At 49.3% G+C, this 17,462-nt stretch carries 17 protein-coding genes; 3 read left to right on the forward strand and 14 right to left on the reverse strand.

Going from position 1 to position 17,462, the window contains the following annotated elements:
* Positions 1 to 11: 11 nt before the first annotated feature.
* Genes ASC40_RS06305 through trmH form a run of 11 tightly spaced genes read right to left on the reverse strand, consistent with a single transcriptional unit; the run spans position 12 to position 10,328 of the window.
* The gene (locus ASC40_RS06305) at positions 12 to 1,811 is read right to left on the reverse strand and encodes a sensor domain-containing diguanylate cyclase (protein ID WP_055438944.1); all 1,800 of its coding nucleotides are present in this window, start codon (positions 1,809 to 1,811) and stop codon (positions 12 to 14) included.
* Positions 1,812 to 1,818: 7 nt separating this feature from the next.
* Complete coding sequence (locus tag ASC40_RS06310; RefSeq protein ID WP_055438945.1) at positions 1,819 to 2,598, reverse strand: TatD family hydrolase; 780 nt, start codon at positions 2,596 to 2,598, stop codon at positions 1,819 to 1,821.
* Positions 2,598 to 3,131: a hypothetical protein gene (locus ASC40_RS06315; RefSeq protein ID WP_055438946.1), complete on the reverse strand. Its 534-nt coding sequence runs from the start codon at positions 3,129 to 3,131 to the stop codon at positions 2,598 to 2,600. Before ASC40_RS06315 ends, ASC40_RS06310 begins: the two co-directional genes overlap by 1 nt.
* A 3-nt stretch (positions 3,132 to 3,134) precedes the next feature.
* A complete protein-coding gene (tatC, locus tag ASC40_RS06320) occupies positions 3,135 to 3,869 on the reverse strand; it encodes a twin-arginine translocase subunit TatC (protein ID WP_055438947.1) in 735 nt (244 codons plus the stop codon).
* Positions 3,862 to 4,269, reverse strand: a complete 408-nt coding sequence (tatB, locus tag ASC40_RS06325) for a Sec-independent protein translocase protein TatB (protein WP_055438948.1) — start codon at positions 4,267 to 4,269, stop codon at positions 3,862 to 3,864. Before tatB ends, tatC begins: the two co-directional genes overlap by 8 nt.
* A 5-nt stretch (positions 4,270 to 4,274) precedes the next feature.
* The gene (gene tatA / locus ASC40_RS06330; protein ID WP_055438949.1) at positions 4,275 to 4,490 is read right to left on the reverse strand and encodes a Sec-independent protein translocase subunit TatA; all 216 of its coding nucleotides are present in this window, start codon (positions 4,488 to 4,490) and stop codon (positions 4,275 to 4,277) included.
* A 17-nt stretch (positions 4,491 to 4,507) separates the two neighbouring features.
* Positions 4,508 to 6,151, reverse strand: a complete 1,644-nt coding sequence (gene ubiB / locus ASC40_RS06335; protein ID WP_055438950.1) for a ubiquinone biosynthesis regulatory protein kinase UbiB — start codon at positions 6,149 to 6,151, stop codon at positions 4,508 to 4,510.
* Positions 6,148 to 6,762: a ubiquinone biosynthesis accessory factor UbiJ gene (locus tag ASC40_RS06340; protein ID WP_055438951.1), complete on the reverse strand. Its 615-nt coding sequence runs from the start codon at positions 6,760 to 6,762 to the stop codon at positions 6,148 to 6,150. Before ASC40_RS06340 ends, ubiB begins: the two co-directional genes overlap by 4 nt.
* Entirely contained in the window at positions 6,762 to 7,517 is a 756-nt protein-coding gene (ubiE, locus tag ASC40_RS06345; protein ID WP_055438952.1) for a bifunctional demethylmenaquinone methyltransferase/2-methoxy-6-polyprenyl-1,4-benzoquinol methylase UbiE, read from the reverse strand. Before ubiE ends, ASC40_RS06340 begins: the two co-directional genes overlap by 1 nt.
* 43 nt (positions 7,518 to 7,560) lie before the next feature.
* Positions 7,561 to 9,645: an ATP-dependent DNA helicase RecG gene (gene recG, locus ASC40_RS06350; protein ID WP_055438953.1), complete on the reverse strand. Its 2,085-nt coding sequence runs from the start codon at positions 9,643 to 9,645 to the stop codon at positions 7,561 to 7,563.
* The gene (gene trmH / locus ASC40_RS06355; RefSeq protein WP_055438954.1) at positions 9,642 to 10,328 is read right to left on the reverse strand and encodes a tRNA (guanosine(18)-2'-O)-methyltransferase TrmH; all 687 of its coding nucleotides are present in this window, start codon (positions 10,326 to 10,328) and stop codon (positions 9,642 to 9,644) included. The genes recG and trmH overlap by 4 nt, the downstream gene beginning before the upstream one ends.
* Positions 10,329 to 10,374: 46 nt before the next feature.
* Here trmH and ASC40_RS06360 point away from each other — a divergent pair, with 46 nt between their 5' ends.
* Both ASC40_RS06360 and ASC40_RS06365 read left to right on the forward strand, forming a co-directional pair.
* On the forward strand, positions 10,375 to 11,007 hold the full coding sequence (locus ASC40_RS06360; protein ID WP_055438955.1) for a TIGR01621 family pseudouridine synthase: 633 nt from the start codon (positions 10,375 to 10,377) through the stop codon (positions 11,005 to 11,007).
* A 103-nt stretch (positions 11,008 to 11,110) separates the two neighbouring features.
* Positions 11,111 to 12,403 (forward strand): M20 family metallopeptidase, encoded by a 1,293-nt coding sequence (locus ASC40_RS06365; RefSeq protein WP_055438956.1) that lies wholly within the window; start codon positions 11,111 to 11,113, stop codon positions 12,401 to 12,403.
* On the opposite strand, the gene ASC40_RS06370 is transcribed toward ASC40_RS06365, so the two are convergent.
* Together ASC40_RS06370 and ASC40_RS06375 are read right to left on the reverse strand one after the other, a co-directional pair.
* Positions 12,400 to 14,049 (reverse strand): fatty acid--CoA ligase, encoded by a 1,650-nt coding sequence (locus tag ASC40_RS06370; RefSeq protein WP_055438957.1) that lies wholly within the window; start codon positions 14,047 to 14,049, stop codon positions 12,400 to 12,402. The genes ASC40_RS06365 and ASC40_RS06370 overlap by 4 nt on opposite strands.
* Positions 14,050 to 14,085: 36 nt before the next feature.
* On the reverse strand, positions 14,086 to 15,609 hold the full coding sequence (locus tag ASC40_RS06375) for a carbon-nitrogen hydrolase family protein (protein ID WP_055438958.1): 1,524 nt from the start codon (positions 15,607 to 15,609) through the stop codon (positions 14,086 to 14,088).
* Between the two features lie 134 nt (positions 15,610 to 15,743).
* Here ASC40_RS06375 and ASC40_RS06380 point away from each other — a divergent pair, with 134 nt between their 5' ends.
* Positions 15,744 to 17,069: a Na+/H+ antiporter NhaC family protein gene (locus tag ASC40_RS06380; protein ID WP_055438959.1), complete on the forward strand. Its 1,326-nt coding sequence runs from the start codon at positions 15,744 to 15,746 to the stop codon at positions 17,067 to 17,069.
* Here ASC40_RS06380 and ASC40_RS06385 read toward each other — a convergent pair.
* Entirely contained in the window at positions 17,066 to 17,458 is a 393-nt protein-coding gene (locus ASC40_RS06385) for a RidA family protein (protein WP_055438960.1), read from the reverse strand. The genes ASC40_RS06380 and ASC40_RS06385 overlap by 4 nt on opposite strands.
* Positions 17,459 to 17,462: the final 4 nt, after the last annotated feature.

Here is a 17,462-nt window from a genome sequence, read left to right on the forward strand (position 1 = left end):
ATTGTCCTTCACTAGCTAGTTAGGTTAGATGACGCTCGCTCGCGCTCAGCAATAACACGAATTTGATCACGCCCGGCTCCTTTAGCGCGATACAGGGCTTCGTCGGCGGCCGCCAATAATTGTGTCGGCTGATCATAGACTCCAGGCGCCCCCACCGCAACACCAATACTGACGGTAATGTGCATAGGCCCATGATCGGTATCAAAAGCGTGTTCTCTAACCGCATGAGCCAACTTAACCGCAAGATCGCGGGCTCCGACTTCGTCGGTATCTGGCAATAACAAGGTGAATTCCTCACCGCCGTAGCGGTACAGGGTATCGCTAGCGCGACGCAAATTGCGCTTTAACAAGTGGGCGAGGTCAATCAGAATTTGATCACCCAACAAATGACCAAAGCTATCGTTTAACGCTTTGAAATGGTCAATATCCAGCATCATCAAGGTTAAATGCGAGCTATTTCTGCGGCAACGACGAAATTCGCGTTTAAACTCCTGGTTCAAGAAGCGTCGATTATATAAACCGGTCAGGCCATCTTCATTGCTGCGTTGCTCAAGCTCTTGATTGGCTTTTTGCAAACGCACCATGACTCGTTCTAGCTCCAGAGTACGTTGCGATACCATATCTTCCAGTTGATGGTTGATTTGTTCTTTAAGAGCTAACTGTTCTTTGCGACCGTCGTTAAAGCGTATGGCTAATGCCCACGACAATAACAACACTTGAAATGCCGAAGCTGCCATAATTGCGTAACGCTGCACAAACACCGACTCAAACAGGCCTAAATAGCCCAAGGCGTTAATACAAATCGCGCCGAGTAGAGCACTTAGGGCTAGTGTATAAATGCGCGCATAGATTAACCCGCGACGCCATAAGACAATACCACTGCCAAGCAAGAACGTACTGCTCACAACCGCCAAAATCAGCACAAATGGAATGAGTGTGCCGTAAGGTAGAAAAATGCTTAGCACAAAGGTTAAACCGTAAACGACCATGAAACGTCGCAGCCACTTATGAATAGTCACACTGTGAATTTTGGTTTGCAGTATGCCCATGGTCACCAAAGTGGCGAACATGATCATTATACTGCCAATCATGGTGACTATGCGGTCTTGCAGCCAAACCCAATTAGGCCACAAATATTGATAACCAACGCCATCTAGCCCTGCCATAAGTAAGCCAATAGATAGCGTATAGGCTGAATAATTTAAAAAGCTAATTTCACGCATCACCAAAAAGTTAAATAAGTTGTATATCGCCATACACAACAGTAGCCCGAAATACAGTCCCGTGGCGGCAACTTGATATTGGTTGGCTTCCATAAAATCCAGCGGCTCCCACAGTTCCAGTGGAAACCGTAAAGAGCTTTCCGTGCGCACACGAATGTAGACGTCATGAGCTGCATGGGTAGGTACGGGCACGACAAAGTTTTTATTGTGGACCGGGCGTTCAGCGAACGGCTGTTGATCTCCCAAGGAAATCTTATGAATAACCTGCCCGTTGCGCACAAAATACGCATCGATACTATCTAGCAGCGGATAGCCCAAGTACAACATTCGATCGGCGTCGCTGGCTTCAATGTGCATGCGAAACCAATATGCTTGCGGTGTATAGCCAAACGAAACTGCTTCACCCTCAGGAATGGTTCGCCACTGTTGCACCGGCGAATCAATAAGCTGCGTCAAAGTAGTATTCGCAGACTCTGCTTGATAGTAAATTGTCGGTTTTATCGGTTCTGCTTGGGCCTCGGGAAGCGCTGCCCCGAGCATCCAAACCACCAGTACAAACAGCAACTGGTGGAAAACTTTTGATTTCATAGCATCCCTATTTTGCAAAAAAGCTAACGCTGTTTTGCCAAGTTTGGGCAGCAATTTGGCTGACTTCCTGATGTCGTAGCTGCGCCAAAAACCCACCAATAGCCGGCAAGTAGCATGGCTCGTTCTGTTTTATTCTTGGTCGTACATGGCGTGGTGCTAAAAATGGCGCATCGGTTTCTAAGAGTAAGCGTTCTAGCGGAATATCAACTACCGCACGCTGTAAATCATGACCTCGACGCTCATCACACAACCATCCAGTTATGCCTATATAACAACCAAGTTCGAGGTAAGGTGCAAGCTCTTTTTTCCCGCCGGTAAAACAATGAGCGAGCATTTTGGGTATCGTTGACTGATAACGCGCGAGTAATTCGCACTGTTCTTGTTGTGCGTCACGTTCATGCAGATATACCGGCAGGCTAAGTTGTGCCGCAAGTTGCAGCTGCGCTTCAAAAACTCTGAGTTGTATTGGTTGCGGCGAGTAATTGCGATTAAAGTCTAAACCGCACTCGCCAATAGCCACCACACTGGGGTGTTGCGCTAACAGTGTTAGTTGTTCGATGAAATCGGCCGGGGCATCGGCCGCATCATGAGGGTGAATACCAACGGTAGCGAGCAGTTGCTGTGGGTACTGCTCACATAACTCAAGCGCGGCTCGGCTTTCGGCTATATTGGTGCCGATAACAAGCATTTTCTCAACCCCAGCTTCGCCCGCTCGCCGCAGCACGGCGTCAACGTCCCTAAGGAGCTTGCCGTTGGTTAAGTTAACGCCGCTATCGAACCAGCGCATTACTTAATTCGTTTTACCTGAGTTCGACGATTTTGACCTTCTCGGCCTAGGTAATAAGACGACATTAATCCACGCTCAAGATAATATTTACCTGAGGTATCAATTGCAAAGCGCTCAGCCGATACTTGCTGCCAAACTTGACCATTGCTCGTTTCGAAACGAATTTTACCAAGCCCATTCTCGCTATGGCTGACAATAGTAATGTAGATTTTGTCTTCGTCGCCGTCATCACCTTCGCTATTACGAGCTAGATGCTCACTACCAAACTCTGACTCGGCTTCTTTTTTACCAACGGCACGGGCATTTCCCAAACCTTTGCCGGCTGCTTTCGCTGCACCTTTAGCTGCATCTGGGTTTGCACCTACTGAGGTAGCTGATTTGCCGGCAGCTATATCATCAAAACACACTAAACGCTCTAATGGGTTCTTGATACTGGCACAAGCGGCTAACTCACTCGACAGGTCTTGCGCCTGGGTTGAAAACGACCACGTTAATGCCGCTACTACACCGGCTAATACCATAAACTGCTTCATTGATTACTGTTCCTGTTCTGTTTCGGGTTTCGGCTGATATAGACCCGCAATAACTAAGCCAAGTTCAAATAAAAGCCACATCGGAATTGCTAATAACGTTTGTGAAATCACGTCCGGTGGCGTTAATAACATACCCACAATAAAGGCTATGACGATAATATATGGACGCTTGCGACGCAATGACTCAACGCTGGTGGTGCCGCTCCAACAGAGCAAAATAATTGCCACTGGCGTTTCGAATGCAATACCAAACGCCATGAAAATAGTCAGTACAAAATCTAAGTAGCTGGCAATGTCTGTGGCTACCGTGACCCCTTCTGGCGCGGCTGCAGCTAAAAAGTTAAGAGCCAGTGGTAACACCACCAAATAGGCAAAAGCTACCCCCGAAAAAAACAGTAAGGTGCTACTTACCAGCAACGGAATAATTAAACGCTTTTCTTTTTTATACAAGCCAGGAGCAATAAACGCCCAAAGTTGCCACAGTAAATAGGGAATGGCGAAGGCAATTGAAACCACAAAAGCAAGTTTAAAGGGTGTAAAAAACGGCGTCGCCACGTCGGTAGCGATCATCGTTGTACCTTGCGGCAAGCTGGCGATCATGGGCGCTGCTAGCCACTGATATAACTCGTCTGCAAAAGTGGCAGCAATAGCAAACACTACCCCCACAGCTATCACTGCGTGCAGTAATCGACGTCGCAGTTCAAGCAGGTGATCAATAAGCGGAGACTGACTAGCCATTGCTGTCAGTACCATTGTTGTCAATACCAGTGTTGTCGCTAGACTTGTGATGTTTGGCCGGTGCGTCGGCAGCGGCTTTAGAACTCGCTTGCGGTTGACTTTCAGGCTTGGCATATGGCCTTTGTACTTGTGCCGCAGCTGAGCGTAATTCTGCAACCGAGCGCTGCAAGTCTGGCGGAAGTTCGTCCATGTTTAGTTGCTCGGCTTTTTTCAAATGCTCATGTAATTCTTTAATGCGTAGCTCATGCTTTAACTCTGCTTGCACATTACTGGAAAACTCACGCACTTTGGTAAAGCCCCGCTGCATTGAGCGCAAGGCCCCTGGCAAGCGCTCAGGGCCCAATACAATGAGCCCCAAAACAGCAATCACTAACAGCTCCCAAAAGCCAATATCAAACATACTGCTTATTTATCTTCTGGCTTTTTTTCAGCGCTGTCGTTGGTTTTGTTTTGCTGTGAGGAATCAAGCTGCTTCTGTTCTTGCTCGTCATCGCCAACCGACTTTTTGAAGCCCTTCACTGCCGAGCCTAAATCAGAACCAATATTACGCAGGCGCTTGGTGCCAAATATCAACACAATAATGACCAATACAATTAATAATTGCCAAGGGCTAATACCCATAATCGTTCCTCATAAAATTAATGGCTACGACGCCATGCAAATAGTCCGCTAGCAACTGTTAAGACAGCGCTGCCTGCCACCACCCATAAAGGCTGCTGGCTAATCCATAGTAACGTCGTACTAATCAATAGCCCGCTTGTTAATACAGCCCACCACAGTGCCCGTGTTTGTCGCAGTTGCGTTTCTCGCAATTGTGTTAACAGCGTCTGTTGAGCGTTCGCATGCGGCCGCTGTTGTTGTAAATAATCATAAAGCAAGGTGGGCATTTCGGGCAATTTTTCTGCCCAGTACGGCGCGTTTTCTTTCACCGCACGCACCACTGCGCGCCAACCTAGTTGCTCTTTCATCCAGCGCTCTAAGAAAGGCTTCGCGGTTTGCCACAAATCAAGCTGTGGGTATAAGGTTCGGCCTAACCCTTCAACATACAACAAGGTTTTTTGTAAAAGCACCAACTGCGGTTGCACTTCCATTTCAAAACGACGGGCGGTATTAAACAAATTAACCAATACATGCCCAAATGAAATATCTGCTAGCGGCTTATTAAAAATTGGCTCACAAACGGTGCGAATAGCTGACTCAAAATCTTCCACGTTAATGTGCGATGGTACCCAACCCGAATCAACATGAAGCTCGGCAACTTTGCGATAGTCACGATTAAAAAATGCTAAAAAGTTTTCAGCGAGGTACCGCTTGTCTTCGCGGTTTAAGGTTCCAACAATACCAAAATCAATCCCTAAATACTGCGGATCATCTGGGTTTTCACGCGACACAAAGATATTACCTGGGTGCATATCTGCATGGAAAAAACTATCGCGAAATACTTGGGTGAAAAACACTTCAACTCCGCGTTCTGCAAGCTTTTTCATATTGACGCCAAGTGCCATTAAAGTATCAACGTCGCTAACAGGAATACCGTCAATACGCTCCATAACCATAACGTTGTGACGACTGAAATCACTGTAAACGGTCGGAATATAAAGTAACGGCGAATTGTCAAAGTTACGCTTGAGTTGAATCGCATTGCCAGCTTCACGCAGCAGGTCTAGCTCATCCAGTAAGGTTTTGCGGTATTCTTTAACAACTTCTTTTGGCTTTAATCGGCGGCCATCAGGCAAGTGGCGAGCCAATACGCTGGCCAAGGTTTCCATTAAACGCAAGTCAGCATCTATCGAGGTGCGAATGTCTGGGCGAATAACTTTAATCACGACATCTTTGCCGGCATCGTCACCATGCTTAAGTCGTGCTGTGTGCACTTGCGCTATAGAGGCTGAAGCTAACGGCTGCACCGCAAAGTCGTCAAACGCTTCGTCGATGCTCACTAACTCGAGTGCTTTTTCAATAAGCTGCTGCGCTTGTTCGCCGGGAAAGGCCTTAACCTTGTCTTGCAGCACTGCAAGCTCGTTGGCAATATCAGGCGGTAACAAGTCTCGCCGCGTAGACAGCATTTGGCCAAACTTCACCCACACGGGCCCAAGACTTTCTAATGCAAGCCGTAAACGCGCTCCTGCCGGCTTATCTTTGTGCTTATTTGGCATCCAAAACAGCACGTAGCGACCCACCCGAAGGCTCCAAGGCAACCAGCGCGCCGGAATAATTTCATCAAGCCCGTAACTCAAAAACGTGCGAGTAATTTGATAAGCGCGCTGTAACCGAGTACTCACGAATTTTTCCTTTTGTTTGCCGCTGCCAAGTTACGCTCCAGCCGATCAACGGTGGCGCGCAATTGCTGCAACGCTTCGCTAAAGCCAGTGAACTCAGCTTGGCTAACCAATAACTGTTTTTCTTCCACTAGAACATCGCGAACCCAAGCTTTCTGGTCTGCCATAGCCTGCTCTAGCCAACGCTGGCTGCGCTTAAACGCTTGACTGAGAAAATGCGCCGGTACATCGCCAATACGCCGCGCCAGTTGTTCTTGCCAGTCAATGTCTAACGCCACAAATAGCTGTGCAAATTGCTGCGCCAGCATTGGGTCACCTTCAATATCTAGGGCATCGGCTTTAATAAGCCGAGTAATGTTGGCGGTGTCGCGCAACTCAGGTAGTACCGCTAAACGCGTCAAAATATGGCAATCGACAGGCTCGTTATCCACCCAACTAAAAATCAGCTGTTGCGAGCAAACCTGCAAGGTAAAGGGTTTACCCAGCTCGCTTAAGGTAACACGCAAACGCTTATCTGCCAGCTTGTGCAGGCGTGCAGGCGAAGCCTCATCTAGGCTCAGTAGTTGGTTTGCAAGCGCCTCTGCAGCGGCTGTCGGTAACACGGTAAACAACATTAGAATTTGAACCCGCGATGCAGCGCCACAATACCGCCAGTTAAGTTGGTATAAGTCACTTGATCATAACCCGCGTGTTCCATCATGCCTTTGAGCGTTTCTTGGTCTGGGTGCATGCGAATGGACTCGGCCAAATACTGGTAACTCTCGGCATCACCGGCAACCATCTGGCCCATTTTGGGCAAGACATTAAACGAGTAAAAATCATACGCTTGGTTGAGCAACGGCTGCACTGGTTTTGAGAACTCCAAGACTAATAAGCGTCCGCCTGGCTTAAGAACACGAAACATCGACTCAAGTGCTTTTTGCTTATCAGTAACATTACGTAAGCCAAACGCAATGGTAATAATGTCAAAGCTATCATCGGCAAACGGCAGCTCTTCGGCGTTCGCCTGCACATAGCGCACGTTGCCAACAATGCCACGATTACGCAATTTGTCGCGACCAACTTCCAGCATGGCGTCGTTTATATCCGCCAATACCACTTCGCCAGTTGGGCCCACACGTTTCGAAAACTGCGCGGTTAAGTCACCGGTACCGCCGGCAATGTCGAGCACCTTCATGCCCGTACGTACACCACTGCTGTCAATGGTATAACGCTTCCACAAACGGTGAATGCCAAATGACATTAAGTCATTCATGACGTCGTATTTTTGCGCCACTGAGTTAAAAACATTGGCAACGAGGTTTTGCTTTTCGTTTTTAGCAACCTGCTTGTAGCCAAAATCAATGGTGTCTTGGTTGTTATCTTTCATGGTTAAGCCTTTTTGCGCATGTGCGCGCTAGTGTACTACGAAATCATGCTTGGGCGTAGTGGTCTCGCCGCGGCAGCCAACGTTGTATGAGTGCGTCCGTAGTTTGCGGATAACGCTGCCACAATACCTGTGCCATATGCTGTACTTGGTCAACAAGGTGGGCGTGTTTCACTAAATCAGCCACTTTCATTTCTGTTAATCCGGTTTGTTTTTGGCCAAGTAACTCACCCGGCCCGCGCAGCTCCAAATCGCGCTGTGCAATGACAAACCCGTCACTGCTGTCGCGCAATACCGCCAAGCGTTGCGTGGCCGTTTTCGACAGCGGCGAATGGTACAACAACACACAATGGCTTGCTGCAGCACCGCGACCAACCCGACCTCGCAACTGGTGCAATTGCGCTAAACCCAAACGCTCGGGGTTTTCAATAATCATCAGGCTAGCATTAGGTACGTCAACACCCACCTCTATAACCGTGGTTGCCACCAACAAATCAAGTTGGTGCGCTTTGAAGGCGCTCATCACCGCTTCTTTTTCTTGGCTTTTCAAACGCCCATGCACCAAGCCAATGCGTAAATTCGGCAGAGCCTCTTGTAACTGTGTGGCGGTGTCTTCTGCCGCTTGGCACTGCAGTGCTTCTGACTCTTCAATCAAAGTACACACCCAATACGCTTGCAAACCCTGTTTGGTGCACACTTCATGAACCCGCTCAATGACCTGATCACGGCGCGTATCTGGAATCGCCACCGTGGTTACCGGCGTTCGCCCAGGCGGTAATTCGTCAATAATCGACGTAGCTAAGTCGGCATAAGCGGTCATCGCCAAGGTTCGTGGAATTGGCGTGGCCGTCATAATCAACTGGTGCGGCTGAAAGCCTTGGTCAATGCCTTTCTGCCGCAATTCTAAGCGCTGGTGCACACCAAAACGATGCTGTTCATCAATGATCACTAAAACTAAGTTTTTATAAGTCACTTCGGCCTGAAACAACGCGTGCGTGCCAACCACCAGCTGCACTTGCCCGGCAGCTATGGCCGCTAAATTCTCCGCCCGCTCTTTGGCTTTTTGTTTGCCTGCTAACCACCCCACCTGAATACCTAGCGGCTCGAGCCATTGACGAAAGGTTAAGGCGTGCTGTTCGGCCAAAATTTCGGTGGGGGCCATCAGCGCAACTTGGTACCCCTGCCCGATGGCTGTGAGCGCCGAAAGGGCTGCTACTAATGTCTTTCCTGAGCCGACGTCACCTTGTACCAAGCGCATCATAGGCATAGATTGCGCAAGGTCATGCTGAATTTCAGCCACCACCCGCTGCTGCGCGCCCGTAGGCTGAAATGGCAACTGCGCTAAAAACTCTTGCTGCAATTCATTGTTCACGGTTAACGCACGCGCTTGGTGGGCCTGCTTCAATGCACGTAACTTCAACAAGCTGAGTTGATGCGCCAGCAGCTCTTCTGCGGCTAAGCGCGTTTGTGCTAGGTGCGTACCTTCCATCAGCTGCTGCAAACTGACATCAAGCGGCGGCCGGTGCAAGGTACGAATAGCTTGCGCAAGACTAATTCCCCCCGGCTGCAACTCAGTGGGTAAGAGTTCTGGCAACGCTTGCTCATTCAAGTAGGTAAGCGCTTGCTCACTGAGCTTTCTAAGTAGAGCTTGCTGTACGCCTTCAGTGGCTGGGTAAACTGGGGTGAGCGCCTGTTCGCCTAACACCGGCGCCTCGCCCTCAATAATTTTGTATTCGGGGTGAATCATGTCTGGGCCGCTTAGCCCACGACGTGCTTCACCAAATAATTGCAGCCGTGTACCTTGCGCAAATTGCTTGAGCTGCGCTGCAGAAAATTGAAAGAAAACAAGATTAAGCACGCCGCTGGCATCACGCACCCGTACTTTGAGCATGCGCCGCCGACCATAGGCCACTTCGGCTTTCAGCACCTCGGCAATTACGGTGGCACTAGTGCCCGGTTGCAACGCGGCGATAGGGTAAATACGCGAACGGTCTTCATAACGCAGGGGCAGGTGCAGCAATACATCTTGCACATTCGCCAAACCGAGCTTTTCTTCAAGCTTGGTTTGTAGCTTTGGCCCAACACCTTTTAGGGCGCTAAGCGGAATGCGATGAAGGCCGTCCGTTGTCATCTTTTGGCACTCCGAATTTGCTGCCACCAAGTGTCATCAGCAGCAATTTGCCCATCGCTATCTAAGCTGGGGTACGGAATGTTGTTTAACCGGCACAAGCGCGCGAAAATGGGGTGTCCACCTTCAAACAACACGCGTTCACGTTCTTGCGCGCTTAAGGTCGGTTGTTGATACATTCCCGCCGCATCGCGCTGGCGTTGCGCTTCATACAAAATGACCGCCGCCGCAACCGAAACATTCAACGACTCGGCCATACCTACCATGGGAATAATAATTTCGTGATCAGCAGCGGCAATGGCTTCAGGAGTAACCCCACGACGCTCTTGGCCCATGATGATTGCAGTTGGTTTGGTGTAATCAATGGCGCGAAAATCAACGGCTTGGTCAGATAAGTTCGTCACCAAAATCTGCTTACCTTCGCGACGCAACTGCTCAATGCACGGGGTTAAGCCATCGTGATGATGTACTTTCACCCATTTTTCACTGCCTACGGCGGCGCCACGGGTGAGACGAAAATGGCGCTCATACCAAATGGCATGCACATCGTGAATACCCACCGCATCGGCGGTGCGCACCAAAGCAGCAAGGTTATGATTTTTGTGGACACTCTCTAAACACAACGTAAGATCGCTCTGGCGCTGGTCCAGAAGTTTAGAGATACGTGCGAAGCGTTCCGGCGACATGTACTATTCCAATTTAATATCTATCACTTAAGGCAAGTATAACGGCATGCGAGAGTTATCCATAGTGTTTAGCCACCCCGATTTTTATGTGCTGAATAAACCGGCCGGGGCGCCCATGCACGCGAATGATAACGAGCTGGGTGTGGTGCAGCAACTTAGTGAACAGTTTCATGAACCTCTGTGGCCAATACATCGGCTAGACACACCAACCTCGGGCGCTTTGCTTATTGGCCGCAATCAGCAAGCAGCGGCTACGTTAAGTAGCTTATTTGCGCACCGTACTATTCACAAAACATACCTTGCCATTTGTGCCGGTAAGCCGAAGAAAAAACAAGGACTTATTAGCGGAGACATGCAAAAAGTTCGACGCGGCAACTGGCGCTTGCTGCACAGCCAAGAAAACCCAGCGCAAACGCGCTTTACTAGTTCTTCATTAAAACCGGGCTATCGTTACTATGTGCTCAAACCGACCACAGGGCGCACCCACCAGCTACGGGTTGCTTTGAAAAGCATTGGCGTACCTATTTGTGGCGACACCCGCTACGGCGGCGAAAGTGCTGAGCACTTGCATTTGCATGCATGGAAACTACAGTTTGAATACGCCAATGAGCCGTTTGATATCACGGTGCCTTGGCCAACATATGAACACTTCGCCGATTTACCTTCCGACCCGAAATAACAACTAACGACCTTGGTCTAGCTTGGCAAATGGCGAAAAAAAACGGCATACTCAGGCAACAGTCGTTACGTTGTTTATCTATTCACGCAAAAAGGTAATCGCCATGAAATATTCTTTAGTCAGTTTGGCCCTTCTCGCTGCAACTAGTTTAACCACTGGTGCTGCGCAGGCCGAATCAACCGTTCGAATTAACGCCGAGCTAGAACAGAAAGTTATTGAATGGCGCCGCGACTTACACCAACACCCCGAGCTAAGTAATCGTGAATTTCGTACCGCAAAAGTTGTTGCCGAGCACCTTGAAGCGCTTGGCTTAGAAGTACAAACCGGCGTTGCACATACCGGTGTAGTGGGCTTACTTAAAGGCGCTAAACCCGGCCCCACCATTGCCTTGCGCGCTGATATGGATGCCCTGCCGGTAACCGAACTTACCGATGTGCCCTTTGCCTCGAAAGCCGTTTCAGAGTACCGCGGCAAAGAAGTTGGCGTCATGCATGCCTGCGGGCACGATTTGCATGTGGCTATGCTTATGGGCGCAGCGGAGCAGCTAACTGCCATGCGTGATCAACTGGCCGGCAACGTGGTATTTATTTTCCAACCCGCCGAAGAAGGCGCGCCAGCTGGCGAAGAAGGCGGTGCTGAACTCATGCTCAAAGAAGGCTTGTTCAAACAATACCAACCAAAAGCGGTATTCGGTATTCACGTGTGGTCGGCAGGCAATACTGGGCAAATTGGTTACCGCGAAGGCCCGCTCATGGCCTCGTCTGATCGCTTTGAAATTAATGTCAAAGGCCGCCAAACTCACGGCTCTCGCCCGTGGGGCGGAGTTGACCCAATTGTGGCCGCAGGCCAAATTATTAGCAACACGCAAAGCATTGTCTCGCGCCAAGTAGATATTACCAAAGCGCCCGCTGTGGTGAGCTTCGGTATTGTTGAAGGCGGCGTGCGCAACAACATTATTCCCGATGAAGTGTACTTGGAAGGCACCATTCGTAATTTCGACATGGGCAACCGCGCACAAATTTTTGAGAACCTAAAAACCACCGCAGAAATGACCGCCAAAGCTAGCGGCGCGGAAGCCCACGTGCACATTGACGAAGGCTACCCAGTAACCATTAACAACCCCGAGCTAACGCGCCAAATGCTCCCCACCATGCAGCGCGTAGCAGGTGCCGACAATGTGAAAGTAAACGCGCTCGTCACCGGTGCTGAAGACTTTTCATTTTACGCGCTTGAAGTACCCGGCTTGTTTGTGTTCTTAGGTATTACCCCTGAAGGGCAAAACCCAGCCGAAGCGCCAAGCAACCATTCGCCGTACTTTTATGCCGACGAAGATGCCTTAAAAACCGGCACCGAGCTTTATGTGAATTGGGTATTTGATTACGCTAAAGCCCATTAATTGGGCTTTAGCATTTCCCGAATCACTTTCTTATCAATTTTACCAACGCTGGTGCGTGGAATTTCATCCACAACTTTCACGGTGTCTGGCAAGTACCACTTTTCGATAAGGCCTTTGTCAATATACTGCTGCATGTGCGCAACCACGGCGTCGCGGTCCACCGAAGCGCCAGCGCGGGCGGTAACGATGGCGTGCGGGCGCTCGCCCCACTCGTCGTCAGGCAGGCCAATAACGGCAGCAAGTTCAATGTCAGGGTGTTTGCTGATTAAGTTTTCAATGTCGAGTGACGACACCCACTCGCCGCCCGTTTTAATAACGTCTTTAATGCGGTCGCGAATTTGCAGGGTATAGGTGCTATCAATGGTACCAACGTCACCGGTGTGCATCCAACCGTTAGCCCATAACTCTTCGCTTTTCTCAGGCTCGTTTAAGTAGCCCTGCGTTAGCCATGGTGTGCGTACCACTACTTCGCCCATGGCTTCACCGTCATGCGGTAAGAAACGGCCATTGCTGTCGATAATACGCATGTTCACGAATGGCACTGGGCGGCCGGTTTTAATGCGTTCGGCCACTTGTTGGTCGTGCGCGAATTCATCAGCGTTTAACGGCATCCAGGTGGTGCTTAGCAGCGGACAAGTTTCCGACATACCGTAGCCGGTGTAAATTTGAATGCCGCGTTCAAGCGCTGCGCTGGCAAGGCCTGCCGTTAAAGCGCTACCGCCAATAAGCACCTGCCAACCACTAAAATCAATGGCTTTGGCTTTTTCGCTACTGAGCACCATTTGCAATATCGTTGGTACGCAGTGCGAGAAGGTCACTTTCTCGGTCATAAACAACTTCAACAAGGTTGCTGGCTCGTAACGACCTGGGTACACCTGTTTTAAGCCCATCATGGTGGCCACATAAGGCACCCCCCATGCATGCACGTGGAACATTGGCGTAATGGGCATGTACACACTGGAGGCTTGCATTAGCTGCATGTTGTCATTCATTGACGTGGTCGCGGCCAGTGTCATGGTGTGTAGCACTAATTGGCGGTGTGAGAAGTACACGCCTTTTGGGTTGCCCGTGGTGCCGGTGGTGTAGAAGGTGGTGGCAATCGCGTTTTCATCAAAATCAGGGAAATCAAACTCTGGCAGCGCGCCTTTTAACAACGATTCATATTCGCCCATAGTTTTTAACGGCGCTTCTGCTGGGGTGTCACTATCGCTTAATTGCATATATTTTTCTACGGTAACTAGCTCATGTTTAACCTGGGCTAATAACGGCAGAAAATCATCATGAGCCAATACCAATTTGTCTTCGGCATGGTTCATGGTGTAAACAATTTGCTCAGGCGCCAAGCGCACGTTCACAGTGTGTAGTACCGCGCCAATCATGGGTATGGCGAAAAAACATTCCAAATAACGCGGGGTGTCCCAATCAAGCACGGCAACCACGTCACCAGCTTTCACGCCCGCTTCGGTGAGCACGTTAGCAAGCCGGCAAACTCGCTCATTAAACTCTTGGTAGCTATAACGTTTGCCGTTGTTACCGCCAACAATTTCGTTATCGCCGGCGTAGCGCTGGCTAGACAACAGCAATTGTTTAATTAACAGCGGATATTGGTACGCCTCTTCGGTTGGTTTAAGTAGTTTTACCGGCATAATGAATCCTTGTTGTTCTGTATTTTTATTTATTGGTTACCACTTACGCGTCACTTCATAAATATCGGTACGACGGTCTTTTAGGTTCGTTACCGAGCCTTCATGATGTAAATAACGTAGCTCGTCCAAGTTTAGATCGGAGAAAATAAGTTGTTCGGTATTTGGCGTGGTTTCGGCCAAAATTGCATCATAGGGGAAGGCAAAGTCCGACGGAGAAAACACCGCTGACTGCGCATATTGCACATCTAAGCTTTCCACTTGCGGTAAGTTACCCACACTGCCACAGGTGACCACATAACATTCGTTTTCAACCGCACGGGCTTGAGCACAGTGGCGGACGCGCAAATAGGCGTTGCGCGTGTCGGTCCAAAACGGTACGAACAAGATCTCGAGGCCTTCGTCGGCCATAAGGCGGCCCAGCTCTGGAAACTCGACGTCATAACAAATCAAAATACCCACTTTGCCCGCGTCGGTGTCAAACACCTGTACGTGGTCGCCACCTTCAATAACCCAATCGCGCTTTTCGTGCGGGGTGACATGAATTTTACGCTGCTCTTCTATGGTACCGTCGCGACGACACAAGTACGACACGTTATAAATCACATCGTCTTCGTTCAGTGGCATAGAACCGGTAATAATATTGATGTTGTAGCTAACCGCCATTTGTGACATTTCGCGCTTAAAGCGCTCAGTAAAGCCGGCCAAAAAGCGAATCGCGTCTTTTTGTTGGCTTTGGTCGGTGAGGCCCATTAATGGCGCATTGAAAAACTCAGGGAATACTGCAAAGTCGCTTTGATAGTTCGACATGGCGTCGACAAAGTACTCCACTTGGCGCAGCATTTCTTCTACTGAGTCAATTTCGCGCATTTGCCATTGCACAGCACCAATACGTACGTTACGAATGCGCGAGCCAAGAATGTTATCTGAAGGCTCATACAAAAAGTTATCCCACTCAAGCAAGGTAGCAAAGCCGACCGAACGCTTGTCTTCGGGTAGGTATTTACCAAGCAAACGCTTCACGGTGAAGTCGTTAGCTAACTGAAAGGTCAGAATAGGGTCATATATTTCACGGCGGTGTACCGCTTCAATATATTGGCCGGGGGTCATTTCGTCGGCGTATTTGTGAAAGTTCACAATACGCCCACCGGCTAAAATAGCCTTCAAATTAGACTGGCGGCATAGCTCTTTGCGAGCATCGTACAAACGTCGGCCTAAGCGAAAGCCGCGGTAGTCTGGGTGAATCAATACATCTAACCCGTAAATGGCATCGCCTTTGCGGTCATTTAATATATTCTCGCGGGCATCCATTAAGTCGTCATAGGTATGCGGGTTACTAAAGCGGGCGTATTTCACTTTCACCGTCAGCGCCACGCCAACCAACTGGCCATTGTCTTCTAAACAAATTTGGCCCTCTGGAAATTCTTTAATTAATTTTTGAATGGTGTGCTCGCCCCAAGCCCCGCCAATATCGGGGTAAACCTTGTCCATCAAGGCTTTTAATTGCGGGTAATCGTCGGTGCGAAGATTACGTAACTGTAAATGCAGATCATCCGGGCTCATAGACATCCTTTGTGCTTCTGTGTACAACTTGAGTTAAGGGCTTTATTTAAAGTAAGCGTTCTGCGCGGCGCTTGCAACGTCAACATAAGACATATAAACTTCTGGACGTCTAAATATAACTAGCAAGGAATTTTATGACTCAATCAGCCAGTGCCAAGGCGCTTCTGCCGCTTGGTTTATTTCTTACGCTGTTTCTCGGAACCGGGATCTACTTTCAGCTAGCCGGGGTCGATTACGCGTTTTATCAGCTTGCCAGCCCTGTGGCTATATTACCGGCCATTATTTTGGGTGTGCTGTTAAGCAAGCAGGCTTTTGAAGAACGTATTGATACCTTTGTAGCCGGCGTTGGCGAGCGCAATATTGTCACCATGTGCATGATTTACTTGCTGGCTGGGGCGTTCTCGACAGTTGCCGCGGCAACGGGCGGCGTTGATGCCATGGTCGCTTTAGGCTTGAATGTCATTCCGCCGCAATTTTTGCTACCTGGCTTATTTATCATTGCCGCAGTGGTATCAACTGCCATGGGTACATCAATGGGCACCTTGGCGGCATTAGCCCCAGTGGCATTGGGTTTAGGCCAAGCGGCAGAAATCGATCTTGCCCTACTGGCTGGGGTACTGGTGAGTGGCGCCATGTTTGGTGATAACTTGTCATTTATTTCCGATACCACCATTGCCGCGACCCGCACACAAGGTTGTGAAATGAGCGACAAATTCAAAGCCAACTTGAAAATTGCCTTGCCAGCTGCGGCGATAACGTTAATTTGGCTATTTACTTACAATACCGGCGCTGTACCACCTAAAATTCCTGAAGCTAACTTATGGTTAAGCCTGCCGTATTTTTTCATTATTGTGTTGGCTGTTTTGGGCTTGAACGTATTCGCGGTGCTTACGCTGGGTATTATTTTAGCCGCAGCCTTTGGCATGTTTACCGTTGGTTATGAGTGGGTAGCATTTAGCAAAGACATCTACGAAGGCTTTACCAGTATGCAAGAAATTTTCTTGCTGTCGTTACTTATTGGCGGCTTGTCGGCGCTTATTCGCCAGCAAGGCGGCTTGGCCTTCTTGGCCAACACAGTGGCTGGAGCAACCAAGCGTTTATTTAAGCACAAGCAACAGCGTGCCGCATTTGGTGTGGCGGCTCTAACCGGCTTAACTAACTTTGCCGTAGCGAACAACACGGTAACCATTTTGCTCTCTGGCGAAGTGAGTAAACAACTGGCTGAAGACGGTAACTTAGCGCCGCGTCAAAGCGCGAGCTTGCTAGATATTTTTGCTTGTGTGGTGCAAGGTGCGCTGCCTTATGGAGCGCAAGCATTACTTATGGGAGCTAGCTTCGGCTTATCGCCGCTAGATGTCAGTATTCACACTGGGTACTGTTTTATTTTGGCAGGGGTGGCCATTGCCATGATCATCTGGCGCAAGCCTTTAGAGGCCCGCACCAGCGAAGCAACAGCTTAGTTGGTGCTTGGCAGCTCCATAACACCATCAATTTCAATTTGCGCGCCCTTTGGCAACGCTTTCACGCCAATTGCGGCGCGCGCTGGGTATGGCGTACGGAAAAACTCCGCCATCACTTCGTTCACAACAGGAAAGTTGCCTAAATCAGTTAAATAAATCTGCACTTTGATCATGTCTTGCAATTCGCCACCCGCAGCTTCACAAACCGCGCTTAAGTTTTTAAACACTTGCACCGCCTGCGCACGAAACTCTTCACTAACAAATTCCATAGTTTCTGGTACTAACGGAATTTGGCCCGACAAATAAACCGTGGTGCCAATTTTTACCGCTTGTGAATAGGTGCCAATAGCGGCTGGGGCTTTTTCAGTGCTAATAATGACTTTTGACATAATG

Origin of the sequence: Pseudidiomarina woesei (assembly GCF_001418345.1) — a bacterium.
Lineage (GTDB): Bacteria > Pseudomonadota > Gammaproteobacteria > Enterobacterales > Alteromonadaceae > Pseudidiomarina > Pseudidiomarina woesei.

Bases quoted from the DNA above. Each gene is read 5' to 3' on its own strand.
- tatB (WP_055438948.1), bottom strand. From the start codon at position 4,269: ATGTTTGATATTGGCTTTTGGGAGCTGTTAGTGATTGCTGTTTTGGGG.
- recG (WP_055438953.1), bottom strand. From the start codon at position 9,645: ATGACAACGGACGGCCTTCATCGCATTCCGCTTAGCGCCCTAAAAGGT.
- ASC40_RS06375 (WP_055438958.1), bottom strand. From the start codon at position 15,609: ATGAGCCCGGATGATCTGCATTTACAGTTACGTAATCTTCGCACCGAC.
- ASC40_RS06305 (WP_055438944.1), bottom strand. From the start codon at position 1,811: ATGAAATCAAAAGTTTTCCACCAGTTGCTGTTTGTACTGGTGGTTTGG.
- ASC40_RS06340 (WP_055438951.1), bottom strand. From the start codon at position 6,762: ATGTTGTTTACCGTGTTACCGACAGCCGCTGCAGAGGCGCTTGCAAAC.
- ubiE (WP_055438952.1), bottom strand. From the start codon at position 7,517: ATGAAAGATAACAACCAAGACACCATTGATTTTGGCTACAAGCAGGTT.
- tatA (WP_055438949.1), bottom strand. From the start codon at position 4,490: ATGGGTATTAGCCCTTGGCAATTATTAATTGTATTGGTCATTATTGTG.
- ASC40_RS06385 (WP_055438960.1), bottom strand. From the start codon at position 17,458: ATGTCAAAAGTCATTATTAGCACTGAAAAAGCCCCAGCCGCTATTGGC.
- ASC40_RS06365 (WP_055438956.1), top strand. From the start codon at position 11,111: ATGAAATATTCTTTAGTCAGTTTGGCCCTTCTCGCTGCAACTAGTTTA.
- ASC40_RS06370 (WP_055438957.1), bottom strand. From the start codon at position 14,049: ATGCCGGTAAAACTACTTAAACCAACCGAAGAGGCGTACCAATATCCG.
- ASC40_RS06360 (WP_055438955.1), top strand. From the start codon at position 10,375: ATGCGAGAGTTATCCATAGTGTTTAGCCACCCCGATTTTTATGTGCTG.
- ASC40_RS06380 (WP_055438959.1), top strand. From the start codon at position 15,744: ATGACTCAATCAGCCAGTGCCAAGGCGCTTCTGCCGCTTGGTTTATTT.
- trmH (WP_055438954.1), bottom strand. From the start codon at position 10,328: ATGTCGCCGGAACGCTTCGCACGTATCTCTAAACTTCTGGACCAGCGC.
- ASC40_RS06310 (WP_055438945.1), bottom strand. From the start codon at position 2,598: ATGCGCTGGTTCGATAGCGGCGTTAACTTAACCAACGGCAAGCTCCTT.
- ASC40_RS06315 (WP_055438946.1), bottom strand. From the start codon at position 3,131: ATGAAGCAGTTTATGGTATTAGCCGGTGTAGTAGCGGCATTAACGTGG.
- tatC (WP_055438947.1), bottom strand. From the start codon at position 3,869: ATGGCTAGTCAGTCTCCGCTTATTGATCACCTGCTTGAACTGCGACGT.